Annotated in this window: 15 protein-coding genes; 3 read left to right on the top strand and 12 right to left on the bottom strand. The window is 38.5% G+C overall.

Annotation, left to right across the window (positions count from 1 at the left end):
* Positions 1-316: 316 nt before the first annotated feature.
* Positions 317-1576: an ISL3 family transposase gene (locus A2G56_RS02455; protein WP_062708466.1), complete on the top strand. Its 1260-nt coding sequence runs from the start codon at positions 317-319 to the stop codon at positions 1574-1576.
* 139 nt (positions 1577-1715) lie between these two features.
* Here A2G56_RS02455 and A2G56_RS02450 read toward each other — a convergent pair whose 3' ends face one another.
* The 10 genes from A2G56_RS02450 to A2G56_RS02405 are packed head-to-tail and all read right to left on the bottom strand — an operon-like array spanning position 1716 to position 11603.
* Positions 1716-3446 (bottom strand): ABC transporter ATP-binding protein, encoded by a 1731-nt coding sequence (locus A2G56_RS02450; protein ID WP_062708548.1) that lies wholly within the window; start codon positions 3444-3446, stop codon positions 1716-1718.
* Positions 3443-5182 carry an ABC transporter ATP-binding protein gene (locus tag A2G56_RS02445; protein WP_062708547.1) on the bottom strand — a complete coding sequence of 580 codons (1740 nt, stop codon included), beginning with the start codon at positions 5180-5182 and terminating at the stop codon, positions 3443-3445. Before A2G56_RS02445 ends, A2G56_RS02450 begins: the two co-directional genes overlap by 4 nt.
* A 10-nt stretch (positions 5183-5192) precedes the next feature.
* Positions 5193-5798 carry a lysozyme family protein gene (locus tag A2G56_RS02440; protein ID WP_062708532.1) on the bottom strand — a complete coding sequence of 202 codons (606 nt, stop codon included), beginning with the start codon at positions 5796-5798 and terminating at the stop codon, positions 5193-5195.
* A complete protein-coding gene (locus tag A2G56_RS02435; RefSeq protein ID WP_062708529.1) occupies positions 5798-6772 on the bottom strand; it encodes a nucleoid-associated protein in 975 nt (324 codons plus the stop codon). The genes A2G56_RS02440 and A2G56_RS02435 overlap by 1 nt, the downstream gene beginning before the upstream one ends.
* Positions 6773-6777: 5 nt before the next feature.
* Entirely contained in the window at positions 6778-8034 is a 1257-nt protein-coding gene (glyA, locus tag A2G56_RS02430; RefSeq protein ID WP_062708527.1) for a serine hydroxymethyltransferase, read from the bottom strand.
* A gap of 9 nt (positions 8035-8043) precedes the next feature.
* On the bottom strand, positions 8044-8475 hold the full coding sequence (locus A2G56_RS02425; protein WP_062708523.1) for a GNAT family N-acetyltransferase: 432 nt from the start codon (positions 8473-8475) through the stop codon (positions 8044-8046).
* A 13-nt stretch (positions 8476-8488) separates the two neighbouring features.
* A complete protein-coding gene (locus A2G56_RS02420) occupies positions 8489-9088 on the bottom strand; it encodes an L-threonylcarbamoyladenylate synthase (RefSeq protein WP_062708520.1) in 600 nt (199 codons plus the stop codon).
* Complete coding sequence (prmC, locus tag A2G56_RS02415) at positions 9085-9912, bottom strand: peptide chain release factor N(5)-glutamine methyltransferase (RefSeq protein ID WP_062708517.1); 828 nt, start codon at positions 9910-9912, stop codon at positions 9085-9087. The genes A2G56_RS02420 and prmC overlap by 4 nt, the downstream gene beginning before the upstream one ends.
* On the bottom strand, positions 9912-10991 hold the full coding sequence (prfA, locus tag A2G56_RS02410) for a peptide chain release factor 1 (protein WP_062708514.1): 1080 nt from the start codon (positions 10989-10991) through the stop codon (positions 9912-9914). The genes prmC and prfA overlap by 1 nt, the downstream gene beginning before the upstream one ends.
* Before the next feature lie 36 nt (positions 10992-11027).
* Positions 11028-11603: a thymidine kinase gene (locus A2G56_RS02405; protein ID WP_062708511.1), complete on the bottom strand. Its 576-nt coding sequence runs from the start codon at positions 11601-11603 to the stop codon at positions 11028-11030.
* A gap of 197 nt (positions 11604-11800) precedes the next feature.
* On the opposite strand from A2G56_RS02405, the gene A2G56_RS02400 reads away from it, so the two are divergent.
* Both A2G56_RS02400 and A2G56_RS02395 read left to right on the top strand, forming a co-directional pair.
* Entirely contained in the window at positions 11801-11986 is a 186-nt protein-coding gene (locus A2G56_RS02400; RefSeq protein WP_062708508.1) for a 4-oxalocrotonate tautomerase, read from the top strand.
* A gap of 5 nt (positions 11987-11991) precedes the next feature.
* Complete coding sequence (locus A2G56_RS02395; RefSeq protein WP_062708506.1) at positions 11992-12930, top strand: FAD:protein FMN transferase; 939 nt, start codon at positions 11992-11994, stop codon at positions 12928-12930.
* 34 nt (positions 12931-12964) lie between these two features.
* Here the strand turns inward: A2G56_RS02395 and A2G56_RS02390 are convergent, their stop codons facing one another.
* Together A2G56_RS02390 and nox are read right to left on the bottom strand one after the other, a co-directional pair.
* Positions 12965-13303, bottom strand: coding sequence for an ATP cone domain-containing protein (locus A2G56_RS02390; protein WP_062708503.1), 339 nt, complete (start codon positions 13301-13303; stop codon positions 12965-12967).
* Positions 13304-13425: 122 nt separating this feature from the next.
* Complete coding sequence (nox, locus tag A2G56_RS02385) at positions 13426-14793, bottom strand: H2O-forming NADH oxidase (protein WP_062708500.1); 1368 nt, start codon at positions 14791-14793, stop codon at positions 13426-13428.
* Positions 14794-14865: the final 72 nt, after the last annotated feature.

Here is a 14865-nt window from a genome sequence, read left to right as displayed (position 1 = left end):
AGTCATCACTGTTAACAAGGACAAATACAGCATGTCAGCCATGTGCCGTTGGCTGAATAGTGCCCATTCTAGCGATTACTCCAAAGCTGTCTTCATGAGCTTTAAAATTTCTTGATCATCATCAATAGCTAAAATCTTATACACCATTACTCCTCTAAAACAAGAAATAATAAATTATGAACCATTTTAAATGGCTCTATAATTTCTGTAGTGGGTAAATTCTTCTCGGAGATTATGGAGTCTTTTTGAATATAGCAAAAAAGTCCCATATGACTTATAATGAAGAGCAACCAAACCACTCATTAGAAAGACTCATATGGAACAATTAGATTATATCAAAGATTCGCTTGACATTAAAGACCCTAACATCACTTTTGAAAAGACATTTGACAAGTTCTTCACTCACAGAGAGTATCATGCCAAGTTAGATTATGATGCCCCGCAATGCCCTGATTGTCAAGGAAAAATGACAAAGTACGATTTCCAAAAGCCTTGCAAAATTCCCTATCTGGAAATGGCGGGTTGTAAAGTACTGATTCGTCTCAAAAAGCGTCGCTTCAAATGTCAAGCGTGTGGGAAAATGGCTGTCGCTAAGACCTCTCTAGTCAGAGAAAATCATCAGATTCCCAACATCATTAACCACAAAATCACCGACAAACTCATGAGCCGTGAAGCAATGACAAAAATCGCTGAAGACCTGTCTATCTCTGTGTCAACTGTCTATCGGCAACTCAACCGCTTTGAGTGCAAGACCGATTTAACCTGGTTACCTGAGAACATGTCCTGGGATGAGTATGCTTTCAAGAAGGGAAAGATGAGCTTTATTGCCCAAGATTTCGATGCTAACAAGATTATCGCTATCCTTGATGGGCGGACGCAAGCTGTCATCAGAAATCATTTCATGCGGTATTCTCACAAGGTGCGCAGTCGTGTCAAAGTCATCACCATGGATATGTTTAGTCCCTATTATGACATCGCTAAGCAACTGTTTCCTAAGGCGAAGATTGTTCTCGATAGGTTCCACATTGTTCAACAGTTATCTCGTGCTATGAACCGTCTCCGTATCCAAATCATGAACCAATTTGAGCGTCAATCTCACGACTATAAGGCCTTGAAACGTTACTGGAAACTCATCCAACAAGATAGTCGTAACCTAAACGATAAACGGTTTTATCGTCCAACTTTTCGCATGCACTTGACCAATCAAGAGATTGTGCAACGTCTTTTGAACTACTCTGATGAGCTACGTCACCACTATGAACTCTTCCAATGCCTTCTCTTTCATTTCCAAGAAAAGCAGGAGAAACACTTCTTTGAACTCATTTCTGATACCATCAAACAGGTCCATCCCATCTTCAAGACCGTCTTGTCAACCTTTCTAAAAGACAAAGAGAAGATTATTAATGCTCTGAAACTACCTTATTCCAATGCCAAACTAGAGGCCACCAACAACCTTATTAAAGTCATTAAGCGAAATGCTTTTGGCTTTAGGAACTTCGAAAACTTCAAAAAACGGATTTATCTTGCTTTGAACACAACAAAAGAGAAGACCAAACTGGTCCTCTCTCGGTGTTAGCTATAAGTCAACCCACTACAGTTGACAAAGAGCCTTTTAAATAAAATCATTAATTGGTTGTATTCACTATCCTGACCCGAAAGATAATGACGACAATCATAAAACCAGCAATTCAAAGTCCCGAATTGCTGGTTTTATATTATTCTTGCGCTGTCTGCATTTGGTAATAGAAGCCTTTTTTAGCCATTAAGTCTTTATGATTACCATATTCGACAATATCTCCCTGAACCATCACCAAAATCATATCGGCATTGCGAATGGTTGATAAACGATGAGCGATGATAAAGCTCGTTTTTCCTTCCATCAAACTCTCAAAAGCATCCTGTACCAGTAATTCTGTTCTTGTATCAATAGACGAGGTTGCTTCGTCTAAAATTAATAATTTAGGATTTTTCAAGAAAACACGAGCAATCGTCAACAATTGTCGTTGCCCTTGAGATAAAGAAGAGCCGCCATCCGTCAGATAAGTGTCATAGCCTTTAGGTAATTGCTCGATAAAGAAATGAGCGTTAGCGGCCTTAGCGGCAACAATCACTTCTTCTCTTGAGGCGTTTGGTTTTCCATAGGCGATATTATCATGAACAGTGGCTGTTTTTAACCAAGTTTCTTGAAGAACCATACCAATCTGGTTACGTAAATCTTGGCGTGTGACCTGAGAAATAGGAATGCCGTCAATAGTAATTTCTCCCTTATCAATATCATAAAAACGCATCAAAAGATTGATGAGGGTTGATTTTCCAGCACCTGTTGGACCAACAATGGCAATCTGACTACCAGCTTCAACGCTTAAATGTAAATCTTTGATCAAGGGTTTACCTGGCTCATAACCAAAGGCAACATGCGTAAAAGTCACTTGACCAGCCAGTTGATTATGAAAGGAGTGTTTCGGATTTTCCTCTTGGACTGGAAGATCTAAAATGGTATAAAGTCTCTCAGCACAGGCTAAGGCACTTTGTAATTCTGACATCACTGAAGAAATATCATTGAAAGGTTTAGTGTATTGGTTAACATAATTCAAAAATGTTACCAATTGTCCAACAGTAACATTACCATTGATGATTCGAAAAGCCCCTACTCCTGCCAGCAAGGCATAAATGAGAGCGTTAACAAATCGAGTGATTGGATTGACGGTAGAAGAGTAAAAGACAGCCTTTTGAGAAACATGAGCATAATGGTGATTGAGACTTTTGAAGGTATCAACCATCTGAGACTGGGCATTAAATACCTGAACTAAAGTTTCTTGATTAAAAGCTTCTTCAACAAATTGAGTTTGTGCTCCGCGAGCCTTGGTTTGTTCTTGAAAAAAAGTATAACTTTTCTTGGCAATAAATCGAGCTACTAAGAGGGACAGAGGTGTTAATAGTAAAACGATCAGAACCATCAGTAAATCCAGTTTAGCCATAGTTAAAATCGTTACCATTATGGTTAAAATGCCAACTAAAAATTGATTGAAAACCATCAGTAATCCATTAGTTAGCTGCTCAGAATCAGCCGTCATTCGGCTTACTAAATCTCCGACACCAAAAAACTCTATATTTGAAATAGATAGCTGATTAAGATGCTGATTCACTGCTTCACGTAAATCAGTAATGTAAGAAAAAATCAATCGATTGGTTAAAAGGGGATTTAGCCATTGAACAAAGGCATTTAAGGCGATAATTAAAGCCATTTGAGCCAAAATTGGTGGGATAATACTCAGACGCTGAGAACTAATGACTCCATCCACTGCTTGACCGATAAGAACAGGTAGATAGACCGTTAGCCCAACTTGTAGAATAGTACCAAGAAAAATAATGATTAACAGCCAGTGATACTCTAGCATATCTGAGGCTAAACGTTGGCGAGTTGTTTGCTGGTTTTTTGCTTTCATTTGGCCTCCTGACTTTCTTGAGAAGAGTGAATATCGCGATAGAGTTGGCAAGTTTCAAGCAGCTCTTCATGCTTCCCTTGGGCAATCAGATGTCCTTGATCCAAAACTAAAATCTTATCAGCAGATCTTAAGCTGCGCGTCCTCTGAGAAACCATAACTAATTGACCGTTGTTTCTACGTCGTTCTTCATGGAGGGCAGCTAGAAGGCGACTTTCCGTTAGGAAATCTAAGGCTGAACTAGAATCATCAAGAATGAGAAATGGTGCTTTTTTTATCAGGCCACGTGCAATCGTCAAACGCTGACGCTGACCGCCAGAAAAATTACCACCGAAAGGCTCGACTTCAGTATCTAACTGTCCTTCCTTATTCTCGACAAATTCCCTAGCTTGGGCAATGTTCAAAGCTTCTTTTAAATCTTCATCAGTATAATCACTGTCACTACCAAGGTTTAAATTACTGCGAATACTTCCTTTGAACAGTTGAGCTTTTTGTGGAACAACTGCTGTCCAATCACGCCATTCTTTTAAATGATTGGGAGTTTTGCCGTTATCATAAATAGCTAATCGTCCTGATTGCGCTTGATAAAGGTTAGCCAGTAGGTTGACCAAAGTTGATTTTCCAGAGCCTGTTCCACCGATGATGCCTAAACATTCTCCTTTTTGCAGAGTAAAAGAAATATTTTCTAAAGCAGGCTTAGCAGCATTGGGATAGGTAAACGTAAGATTTTCAGCCAAGATGGACACCTTGTCTTGGCTTTTTAGTGTTGTAAATTCAAAAGGTGCTTCTAGTGGTTCACTAACTTGATCAAAAACTTCTTGCACTCGTTTGGCACTGATAAAACTCTGGTTGAGTGAGGTGAGCAACATGGTCAGCTTCAGCAATTCTACTAGAATTTGTAAAAGATAATTGATTAAGGCAACCAACATCCCCTGAGTCAAAATAGAGTCGTTAATTAAAAGATTCCCTTGCCAGATAACCACAATCAAGGTTAGATTAACAATGATAAAGGTTACAGGACCAACTAAGCTTGACAATACACTGGCTGATAATTGATGGTGCTTGTATTGCAAATTTTCGTTCTGAAAGGAGCTCAATTCACTATCTATCCTACCAAAGGCCCTAATAACACGAATGCCCTCTAGTTGTTCCCTGGTTAGATCAACGAGGTGATCGATAGAGCGACGGATTTTTCCGTAAATGGGATTAAGCAGGCGACTCATGACAAAAACCACCAAAAAGAGAGCTGCTACCATTATCAGAAAAAAACTCGTTAGCTTTGGACTGATTGTAAAGGCCATTATAACAGCTCCAAAAACAATAAAAGGTGATCTCAAAAAAAGCCGAAGAAATTGATTAATTCCTGTTTGCATTTGGTAAGTATCACTGATCATTCGTGTGACCAAGCTAGAGGTTCCAAGTTTGTCTCGTCTCTCCTTGGGCAAACTCATAATCTTTTCAAAAAGATCATCAGATAGTGATTGTGTGTATCCAATAGCTGCTTTAGCCGAAAAATACTGAGCCGAAATAGCCACGACTACTCCTACAAAAGCAAGCCCAAATAGCAGAAAAATCATCATAAGTAGATGATTTTCATTGCTTTGTGGGATAATATGATCAACAATTCGGGCGATAATGAGGGGGACCAGTAATTCAAAAGAAGCTTCTAATAATTTGAATAAGGGTCCCAATATGGTCTCTTTAAGATACCCTTTAAAATAGTAAAATAAGGCCGACATAATACTCTTTCTAGAATTGACTCATAAGTTTAATCAAGAACAAGTTAAATTGAACTTGTTTAGCGTAATAAATATTACCACCGTCTTTGTACAATTTCCCGCCACCATAAAAAAGGGCAACAGGATTGTAATAGCGATACGTTTCACCTGATTTATTTCCAAGACTTGGCGCTACTACTGTTTTAGAATAGTTTTTGGCTAAATCGATGGAGTTCTCCCCTCCATGTTTGGCAACATAATGAATATAGGAATTCCCGAAATTATAAGCCTGCACAGCCGTCCAAGCATCCGTATCATAATCGTAAGCCTTCTCTAAATTCGCAGACAAGACAGTAACACCCTGCTTAACGCTCTCTCGACTATCTGTGATAGAATTAGCAACGCCTGTTGAACTCTCACTGGACTGCATTAAATCGACTTCTTGTCCCTTGGTTTCGGTATAAATCATGGCTAAAATCAAGTCCTCATTTGTTGTCGAGTCGTGTTCAGCCAAAATCTCCTCAATCATTGGACGGTAGGACAGGACATGAGAAACGTCCCGATGTATTTTAAAAAGTTGAAAGGAAAGAATGAGGATTACAATGATTATAATCGCTCTCTTAATAAATTTAAACATTATTTATTGATAATATCCTGAATATTTTTGATTAAGATTGAGTAAGTTCCATCTGGATTTTGGATGAATTCAACCGATTCAGCATCCTGATAAACATTATTTGGTACTAACAGTTCGATACCGTTAGATAAAGATAATTTTTGGGTCTCTAATTTTTTAGACTGACGGCTATGGTCAATATCGGCTACCGAAATCGGTTCTGGCACCGTTTCTTTTAATTGATCAACAAAAGTTAACCGAGCTGTTAGATTATCATCAAAAAGCTGATCTGCCAATTTTTCTGGTGATAACTGTTGCTCTTCTTCAATATTTTTATGAATTGCTGCCTTCATTTTTGATTGAAATTGGAAATCATCTTTATTAAACTGTTCTGCAATCTTTTGAGCTGTATTTTCCATCATTTTGATAGATTTTTTAACCGATTGTTCGGGTTCAATTTGAAGGAGATTTTCTGAGAAATAATTGGCAAATGAACCATTATGCTTAATTCGCTTTTCAATCAAATAATAACGATTACTTTCCCGATTGATAATCAAAGCTTCATCAGGTGTCTGAGCAGCACTTGGTAGGTTGTTCTGTGTCAAAGAAATCGGAGTGTCTCCATCAGCCAGGTGTGCCAAATTCTCACGGAGAGTAATTCTTAAGAAAGCAAAATAGGCTTGACCATCCTTATCAAACTCAATAAAGACAAGGTCATTCGTCTTTTGATCCTCAGCAATGACAAATTCTTCCTTCCAAAGTTGGGCTATCTTAATAGATGATTCTAATAAATCATTAGTCAGATTGCCCAAAAAAGGATGATCCTCAGTAAACTGTCCACGTTTGGCATCATCAGAGAAAACCTTAGCAATTTTCTTACGAAAATAGTCGTCTAAGCGTGGTGTCAATGGAACGGGAGCTTTCGCCAAAACCAGTTCAGTATCATTGGGACTGAACTGATGAATAACTAATTGTTTTAAATATAAATCTAACATGATTGCTACTTCTCATATAGAGGAAAAGCATCTGTCAATGCTTTAACATCATTTCTAATCTCATCTAAAACGGCTTCATTATCAGTATTCTTTAGGGCTTTGATAATCCATTCAGCAATCGTTCTTGCTTCCTCTTCTTTCATGCCACGGCTGGTAATGGCAGGAGTTCCAATACGGATACCAGATGTTTTAAACGGAGATAATTGTTCGTTTGGAATGGCGTTTTTGTTGAGAGTGATATTGACGTCGTCCAATAGATTTTGCGCTACTTTACCATTTTCAACAACTTTTGTCACATCCACTAAAAAGAGGTGATTATCTGTGCCACCTGAGATGATACGAAAGTCTGGATCTTCTTGAAAAACAGCTACCATTGCTTTAGCATTGGCGATGACCTGTTGACTATAATCTTTGAAGGCTGGGTCAAGTGCTTCTTTAAAAGCAACAGCTTTCGCAGCAATAACATGCTCTAAAGGTCCCCCTTGTAGTCCAGGGAAAACGGCTGAATTGATTTTTTTAGCCAAAGCTTCATCATTCGTCAAAACCAAGCCCCCACGTGGACCACGAAGTGTTTTGTGGGTTGTTGAGGTTACAACATCAGCATAAGCCACAGGATTATCGTGAAGTCCACTTGCCACTAAACCGGCGATATGTGCCATATCAACCATAAGTTTAGCACCAACTTGATCAGCAATGTCACGAAATTTCTTAAAGTCAATAAGCTTTGAATAGGCTGATGCTCCTGCAACAATTAACTGAGGTTTTACGGCTTTAGCCTTTTCTAAAATAGCCTCGTAATCCAATTCTTCTGTGTCGGCATTAAGCCCATAGGCTTCGAAGTGGTAAGTCTTACCAGAGAAGTTAACTGGAGACCCATGCGTCAAGTGCCCTCCAGCTGATAAGTCCATCCCCAAAACAGTATCACCCGATTCAAGCAAGGCCATATAGGCAGCTGCATTAGCTTGACTTCCAGAATGAGGTTGAACATTAGCAAACTTGGCACCAAATAATGTTTTGGCCCGTTCAATGGCTAACTTTTCAACCACATCAACTGCCTGCGTTCCACCATAATAACGATTTCCAGGGTAACCTTCGGCATATTTGTTAGTCAATAAGGAGCCTTGCGCAGCCATAACAGCTTTTGAAACCACATTCTCAGAAGCAATTAGTTCAATATTATTTTCCTGACGATCAGATTCAGCTTGGATAGCCTCCCATAACTCAGCATCATATGCCTTAAAATCCTTTTGATCAAATATCATATCATTACCTCACAATTCTTTAATAAAGCGTAATTGGGTCTTATCACCCCTGTAATCCATTTTACGGTAAAACGCATGTGCTTCTTCCCGATGACTAGCTGAATTCAAGCGGATAAAGGAAAATCCTTGTTCTTTAGCCTGTTTTTCTAGTGCCAATAGTAATTCTTTGCCGATTCCTTGTCCTTGAAAATCTGGTAATACAGCCAAAGCTAAAATATTTAACCCAGGCTTAGAATACAGACTCTCGTAAACTTCAGCATGTACATAACCAACAAGTTGATGCGACAAATGGTCTTCAAAACCAATCAAAAGATGTTCAGGATTCTTTGAAATCTTTTTAAATTGCTTTTGTGCCATTTCTAATGTCACTGGATAGCCCAATGAGATAGCATTAAGCTCACGAATGGCTGGCATGTCTGCCATAGTTAAAGAACGAAGCATAAACACTCTCCTTTTAAAAGTTAAGTTCTGGAACTTTTGCTAGTAAGTCTTCTTTTGAAATAGCTCCTTGTCTTAGAATCTTAGCCCTGTCAGATGATAAATCAAGAATAGTGGAGTCCATCCCAGTTAAGAAAGAATCATCTTCATATCCCAAAACTTGGTTATCGAAAGATTGCATGATAGTCTTGAAAAACTTTCCGCTTTCTTCTCCGGATTTATTGGCAGAAGGTCCGATAAGCGGTCCATGTGTTGCAATCAATTTCTGTGTAACAGGATGATCTGGTAAGCGAAACCCCACACTATCAAGCCCAGAATTAATCCATACTGGTACCTTTTCATTGGCCTGTAAAATAATGGTCAGAGGTCCTGGTAAGAAATGGTTAACTAAATTTTCGAGATAGATAGGCTGATTTTTTGAAAAATGCAAAATATCTTCATAAGAAGTCACATTAAGATTCATAGCCTTGTCCCTTGGACGCTTTTTTAAGTCATAAACCAAATCCACCGATGGCTTTTCCAAAGCTTTGGCAAAAAGACCATAAACTGTTTCCGTTGGTAGAACTACAGCTTGTCCTTTATTCAATTGTTGCGACAGCTTTTCTATACTTGTCATTTATCTAATACCACCATTCTATCTTTACCAAAAATATCTTTTAGGACAGATACTTGACGCTTAGGGAATCTTTTCTCTAACATTTCTTTAACTTTTTGGCCTTGTTTATAGCCGATTTCAAAGTATATTTGTCCCGTTTCAACAAGAAAATCTGGCGCCCCTTGAATAATTTGCTGATAAATAGCATAACCATCGTTATCCGCAAAAAGAGCCTGATGCGGTTCATGTGAAAGCACGTTAATCCCCACTTCATCACAGTCTTTCTCAGAAATATATGGCGGATTTGAGACGATAACATCGAATTTTCCTGAAACTTGACAGAAGACGTCAGATCGAAGCCAGTCAATGGTGAGTCCTAGTTTTTTGCCATTAAACCGAGCAATCTCTAAAGCTGCTTCTGAAATATCAACTCCCGTGATATCCCACTCAGGGCGTTCGGCTTTGAGGGCTAAAGCGATGGCCCCACTCCCTGTTCCGATGTCTAACACCCTCAAAGGTTGAGAATCATTTTCAGAGAGGATAAGGTCTACTAGTTCTTCTGTTTCAGGACGCGGAATCAAAACATTTGCAGAAACGGCCAAGGTTAATTCTTTAAAGTAAGCATAACCAAGATAATGTTGGACAGGTTTGTGCGCTTTTAAGTGTTCAAAAATATCCTCTAAGAGGGTCTGATCTTCTAGCGTGACTTCCTTAGCTTGCTTTAAGGCAAAATCTGTTGTAGACCAGCCTTTTTTTTCCTTAAAGGCGAAAATCAAAGCGTCTTTTTCTTCTCCAAAATGGTCAAGAATATCGCCAAGTTCATTAATCAACTGTCTATAAGTCATTAGTTATTTAAGGCTTCCAGTTTTTGAGTTTGATCATACATAATCAAAGCATCGATTACCTCATCCATTTTTCCTGATAAGATAGTATCCAATTTTTGAAGTGTCAATCCGATACGATGGTCTGTCACCCGGTTTTGAGGGAAGTTATAAGTACGAATACGTTCTGAACGATCACCTGTACCAACAGTTGATTTACGTTCAGCATCCTGTTCATCTTGTGCGATTTGAGCAAAATGGTCTGCCACACGTGCACGAATAATTTTCATAGCTTTATCACGATTTTTTTGCTGAGTACGTTCTTCTTGCATTTCAACCTTGATTCCCGTTGGAATGTGAACCATACGAACAGCAGTCGCAACCTTATTGACGTTCTGACCACCAGCACCAGAAGCGTGGTAAATATCAACGCGAAGATCTTTTGGATCAATCTCGTACTCCACTTCTTCTACTTCAGGCATAACTAAGACCGTCGCTGTTGAGGTGTGGACACGCCCTTGACTTTCGGTTACAGGGACACGTTGCACACGGTGAGCACCAGATTCGTATTTTAATTTAGAGTAAACGGATTGCCCTGAAACCATGGCAACTACCTCTTTGATACCCCCAACACCATTATAAGAAGCCTCCATGACTTCAAATCGCCAGCCTTGAGTCTCAGCATATTTTTGGTACATCTGTAATAGGTCTCCAGCAAAAAGCGCTGCTTCATCACCACCAGCTGCTCCACGGATTTCCAAAAGGATATTTTTATCATCATTAGGATCTTTTGGTAGGAGCAAGATTTTTAATTTTTCTTCATACTCCTCTTTGGATGCTTTAGACTCTTTCAATTCGTCTTTGGCCATTTCTTCCAAGTCAGCGTCTCCAGCAGCATCTTTAATCATTTCTTCCGCATCAGAAATGTTTTGAATGATTTGTTTATACTCTCGATAGACAGTTACCGTGTCACGTGTACTAGCTTCTTCTTTTGACAATTCCATAAAACGTTTGGTATCAGACACCACAGCCGGGTCTGAGAGAAGTTCGCCTAGTTCTTCATATCGATCTTCAACGGCTTGTAATTGATCATAGATGTTCATTGATTTTCTTTCTCCTTTGTTAAATAGCTACGCTTCTTATTGATTTAAATTGGGATTGAAATAATGTTTTCGACAAACTGAGGTATAGGTTTCATTCCCGCCAATTTGAATTTGATCCCCATCGTAAACAGGTTTTCCATTTTCGATTCGCAAAACCATTGTGGCTTTTTTGGAACAATAATGGCAAATCGTTTTGATTTCATCAATCTTATCTGCTAATAACAGAAAATACTTTGATCCTTCAAATAATTCATTTCGAAAATCATTTTTCAGCCCAAAAGCCATGACTGGAATATCCAATTCATCAACGACTCGTGCCAAATCATAGACATTAGCCTTAGTCAAAAATTGACATTCATCGATCAGCACACAATAAGGTTTAATGGCCTGTTTTTGAATGAAGCCATATATATCAGTCTCAGGCGTAATCACTTCTGCTTGTCGCTTCACCCCAATACGACTTGAAACGAACCCAAATCCATCACGATTATCAAGAGAGCTAGTCATTAGAACAATGGGTTTTCCCTGCTCTTCGTAGTTATAGGCAACCTTTAAAATCTCAATGGATTTCCCTGAATTCATAGTGCCATAGCGATAATATAACTGTGCCAAAAATACCGACCTCTTCCTTCAATATCCTATCTATTTTACCACAAAACAAAGGCTATGGCGACTGAAGATATGCTAAAAAAAGCACCTCTAAAAATCTGACAATTGTCCATATTTATGCTAGAATATTGGCAAACAAAGCTCTTGATTGAGTTAGTCATTTACCCTAATACTATAAACTAATTTTAAGGAGACATCTTATGCCATTTGTCAAAATTGATTTATTTGAAGGTCGTTCGGATGAACAAAAAGCTCAACTTGCACGTGAAGTAACGGAAGTTGTTTCTCGAGTTGCCAAAGCTCCCAAAGAGGCTATTCACGTTTTTATTAATGACATGCCAGAAGGAACTTACTTCCCTCATGGTGATATCAAAAAGAAAAACTAATTATCATGACTATAACATCCCACTCTTTACGACTAATGGGAACGACGATTGATCTTCTTATTGATAGTGACAATGCTGAAAAGCTTATTAATGACTGTGTTGACCTTCTACACCTCTACAATAAAAGATTTAGCGCCAACGATGACACTTCTGAATTGATGGCTCTTAACTTAAATGCTGGCATTAAACCGATGAAGCTACATCCTGAGTTGCTTGATTTAATCACTTTAGGTAAAAAGCATAGTTTAACGCAACCTAGCCATCTCAATATTGCCATCGGTCCCCTAATTAATACTTGGAGAATTGGCTTTTCTGATGCTCATGTTCCAGACCCTTCTGCCATTCAAGATGCTTTAGCCTTAATCGATCCTCAGCACATCCAAATTAACCCTCATGACGGCACCGTATTCTTGGTAAAAAAAGGGATGCGGATCGATTTAGGTGCGATAGCCAAAGGCTACATTGCAGACCGTATTATAGATTATCTCAAATCACAAAAGGTTAATTCTGCTATGATTAATCTTGGTGGCAATGTCTTGGTTTATGGTCCAAATCAAAAAAGACCTGATTCTAAATGGTATATTGGCATTCAAAATCCAGAATTAAAACGGGGAGAGAATCTCGGTATTATCAAAATTGAGAACCAATCAGTAGTCACCTCTGGCATTTATGAACGAAAACTAGTTCATAATGGCCGTACCTATCACCATATTTTTGATTCTAATACTGGTTACCCCATTGAAACTGAAATGGCCAGTATAACCATCGTCGCTGACTTATCTGTTGATTGCGAAATTTGGACAACAAAGCTCTTTGGACTTCCAATAGTTGAAGCCATGATGGTAATTGAATCAACCCCTGGCATTGAAGGGATTATTATCACACAAGATCATCGTATTGCCATCTCTAAGAGCTTAAAACCTAAGTTTCAAAGTCTTTATTAAAAAAAGTTGGAAGCCATTCCAACTTTTTTGATATTTACTTAATTTGTTCAAAATGAAGGTGCACAATCACTCTATCGTCATAGCCGTTACGCTCCAAATCACGTTGTAAACGGTAAGCGATATAATGCTCTGCAATGTTAATAAAGCCTGCATCCATTAGACGATTTTCTACCAAAGATTGAATCATGTTAATCGTTGGACGCTCAACCTGCGCTTCTTCCAAATCAAGAACAACCTTCTTTGTTACTTGGGCAAGATTTGATCGCCAAGTTTCATCGATGACATAGACCGTTTGGGCTGCTTTCACAATAGCTTGGTAGATTTTCTCAGGATCAAATTCTGCAACTTGTCCATCACGTTTGATAATTTGCATAAGAGGTCCCCTTTCAATGCATTTTCATTGCTTACATTTATTATGCAAGGGATTTCATCTTTTGTCAAGTTAAAATAATTAAGAAAAAATCGAAGATTATAACAATCTTCGATTTTTGATGGTTATTCTGCACCAAGAGCAGCCATTGTAATGTAGTTGTATGGTTTATTAAAGTGTGGCAAGAAGAAGATATCCATGAGTGATAGTTCTTCAATAGTCACGTTTTTCATGATAGCAAGTGAGAACATATGGATACCCATTGACATATCTTCACGGGAAACCATTTGGCAACCAAGAACAACACGCGTGTCTTTATCATATACGATCTTAATAGCTACATCATGATTGTTGTGTTTGATAAATTCAGGTTTTTGTTTATCATTGAAAGATGCCACTGCAGCGTTGAATCCAGCTTCTTTAGCACGTTCTTCAGTCAAGCCAGTTGAAACCATGTTAAGTCCAAAGATGGAAATACCATTTGAACCTTGCACACCAACTCCTTCAAGTTCATGCCCTGCAAGATTATGAGCAGCTACAATACCTGTACGAACAGCATTTGATGCCAAAGCGATATAACTGTTATCATCACGAGCATTATCGTAGATAGTTGCACAGTCACCGATCGCATAAACATCTTTCATGCTAGTTTCTTGTTTTTTATCGACCAACCAAGCACCGTTACGGAAAGTTTCAAGTTCGCCATTTCCAAGTGCTGTGTTAGGGCGGAAACCAACACACATGATAACCATATCAACGTCAAAGGTTTCTTTATCCGTTACAAGACGTTCAACTTTTCCGTCACCTTCAACGGCTTGAACAGCTTGACCAAGGGCAAGTTTAATACCATTTTCCTCAAGGTTTTGATTCATCATTGCAGTAAAGTCACGGTCATAGTAAGCACCCATAACAGTTTCTGCAATATCGACAAGAACAACTTCTTTACCTTTACGTTTGAAGCTCTCAGCAAGTTCGACACCAATGTAACCACCACCAACAACTGCTACTCGGTTGATTTCAGGTTTTTCAAGTCGATTAATAACATCTTCAGCATTTTGATAAAGTTTAACAAATTGAAGATTTTCAAGCGTTGCTTCAAAATCAGTTGAACCTTCTTTGATTTCAACACCTTTGATTGGTGGTACGATTGGTTGAGAACCAGTTGCTAAAAGTAATTTATCATAAGATTCAACATGTTCTTTACCGTCAACGATGGCTGTCACTTCTTTTTTAGCATAATCAATATGAGTGACAGGTGATTCCATGTATACAGTTGCCCCCATGCTTTCAAGTTCTTCTTTGTCAGAATAGAAAAGACCTTCAGGACCATCGATTTGCTCACCGATCCATAAAGCCATTCCACATCCTAGGAAAGAAATGTTTGAGTTTTGGTCAAAGGTTACGATTTCATTTTCAGAACCATAGTTTGACAACATTGTTTTAATGGCAGCTGTACCAGCGTGGTTAGTGCCTACAACAACAATTTTAGACATATAAAAATCTCCAATATATTTTTTTACTTGTTAAGTATAACACAAAGCGTATTATACACCAATTTATTTGCT

The organism is Streptococcus halotolerans (assembly GCF_001598035.1).
In the GTDB taxonomy this organism is placed as follows: domain Bacteria; phylum Bacillota; class Bacilli; order Lactobacillales; family Streptococcaceae; genus Streptococcus; species Streptococcus halotolerans.
This window is presented reverse-complemented; position numbering and strand designations above follow the sequence as displayed.

Excerpts from the sequence above, each read along its gene's own strand:
- A2G56_RS02420 (WP_062708520.1), bottom strand. The coding sequence starts at position 9,088 with ATGACAAGTATAGAAAAGCTGTCGCAACAATTGAATAAAGGACAAGCT.
- A2G56_RS02395 (WP_062708506.1), top strand. The coding sequence starts at position 11,992 with ATGACTATAACATCCCACTCTTTACGACTAATGGGAACGACGATTGAT.
- prmC (WP_062708517.1), bottom strand. The coding sequence starts at position 9,912 with ATGACTTATAGACAGTTGATTAATGAACTTGGCGATATTCTTGACCAT.
- A2G56_RS02445 (WP_062708547.1), bottom strand. The coding sequence starts at position 5,182 with ATGTCGGCCTTATTTTACTATTTTAAAGGGTATCTTAAAGAGACCATA.
- A2G56_RS02435 (WP_062708529.1), bottom strand. The coding sequence starts at position 6,772 with ATGTTAGATTTATATTTAAAACAATTAGTTATTCATCAGTTCAGTCCC.
- A2G56_RS02455 (WP_062708466.1), top strand. The coding sequence starts at position 317 with ATGGAACAATTAGATTATATCAAAGATTCGCTTGACATTAAAGACCCT.
- A2G56_RS02450 (WP_062708548.1), bottom strand. The coding sequence starts at position 3,446 with ATGAAAGCAAAAAACCAGCAAACAACTCGCCAACGTTTAGCCTCAGAT.
- prfA (WP_062708514.1), bottom strand. The coding sequence starts at position 10,991 with ATGAACATCTATGATCAATTACAAGCCGTTGAAGATCGATATGAAGAA.
- A2G56_RS02425 (WP_062708523.1), bottom strand. The coding sequence starts at position 8,475 with ATGCTTCGTTCTTTAACTATGGCAGACATGCCAGCCATTCGTGAGCTT.
- A2G56_RS02390 (WP_062708503.1), bottom strand. The coding sequence starts at position 13,303 with ATGCAAATTATCAAACGTGATGGACAAGTTGCAGAATTTGATCCTGAG.
- glyA (WP_062708527.1), bottom strand. The coding sequence starts at position 8,034 with ATGATATTTGATCAAAAGGATTTTAAGGCATATGATGCTGAGTTATGG.
- A2G56_RS02440 (WP_062708532.1), bottom strand. The coding sequence starts at position 5,798 with ATGTTTAAATTTATTAAGAGAGCGATTATAATCATTGTAATCCTCATT.
- nox (WP_062708500.1), bottom strand. The coding sequence starts at position 14,793 with ATGTCTAAAATTGTTGTTGTAGGCACTAACCACGCTGGTACAGCTGCC.
- A2G56_RS02400 (WP_062708508.1), top strand. The coding sequence starts at position 11,801 with ATGCCATTTGTCAAAATTGATTTATTTGAAGGTCGTTCGGATGAACAA.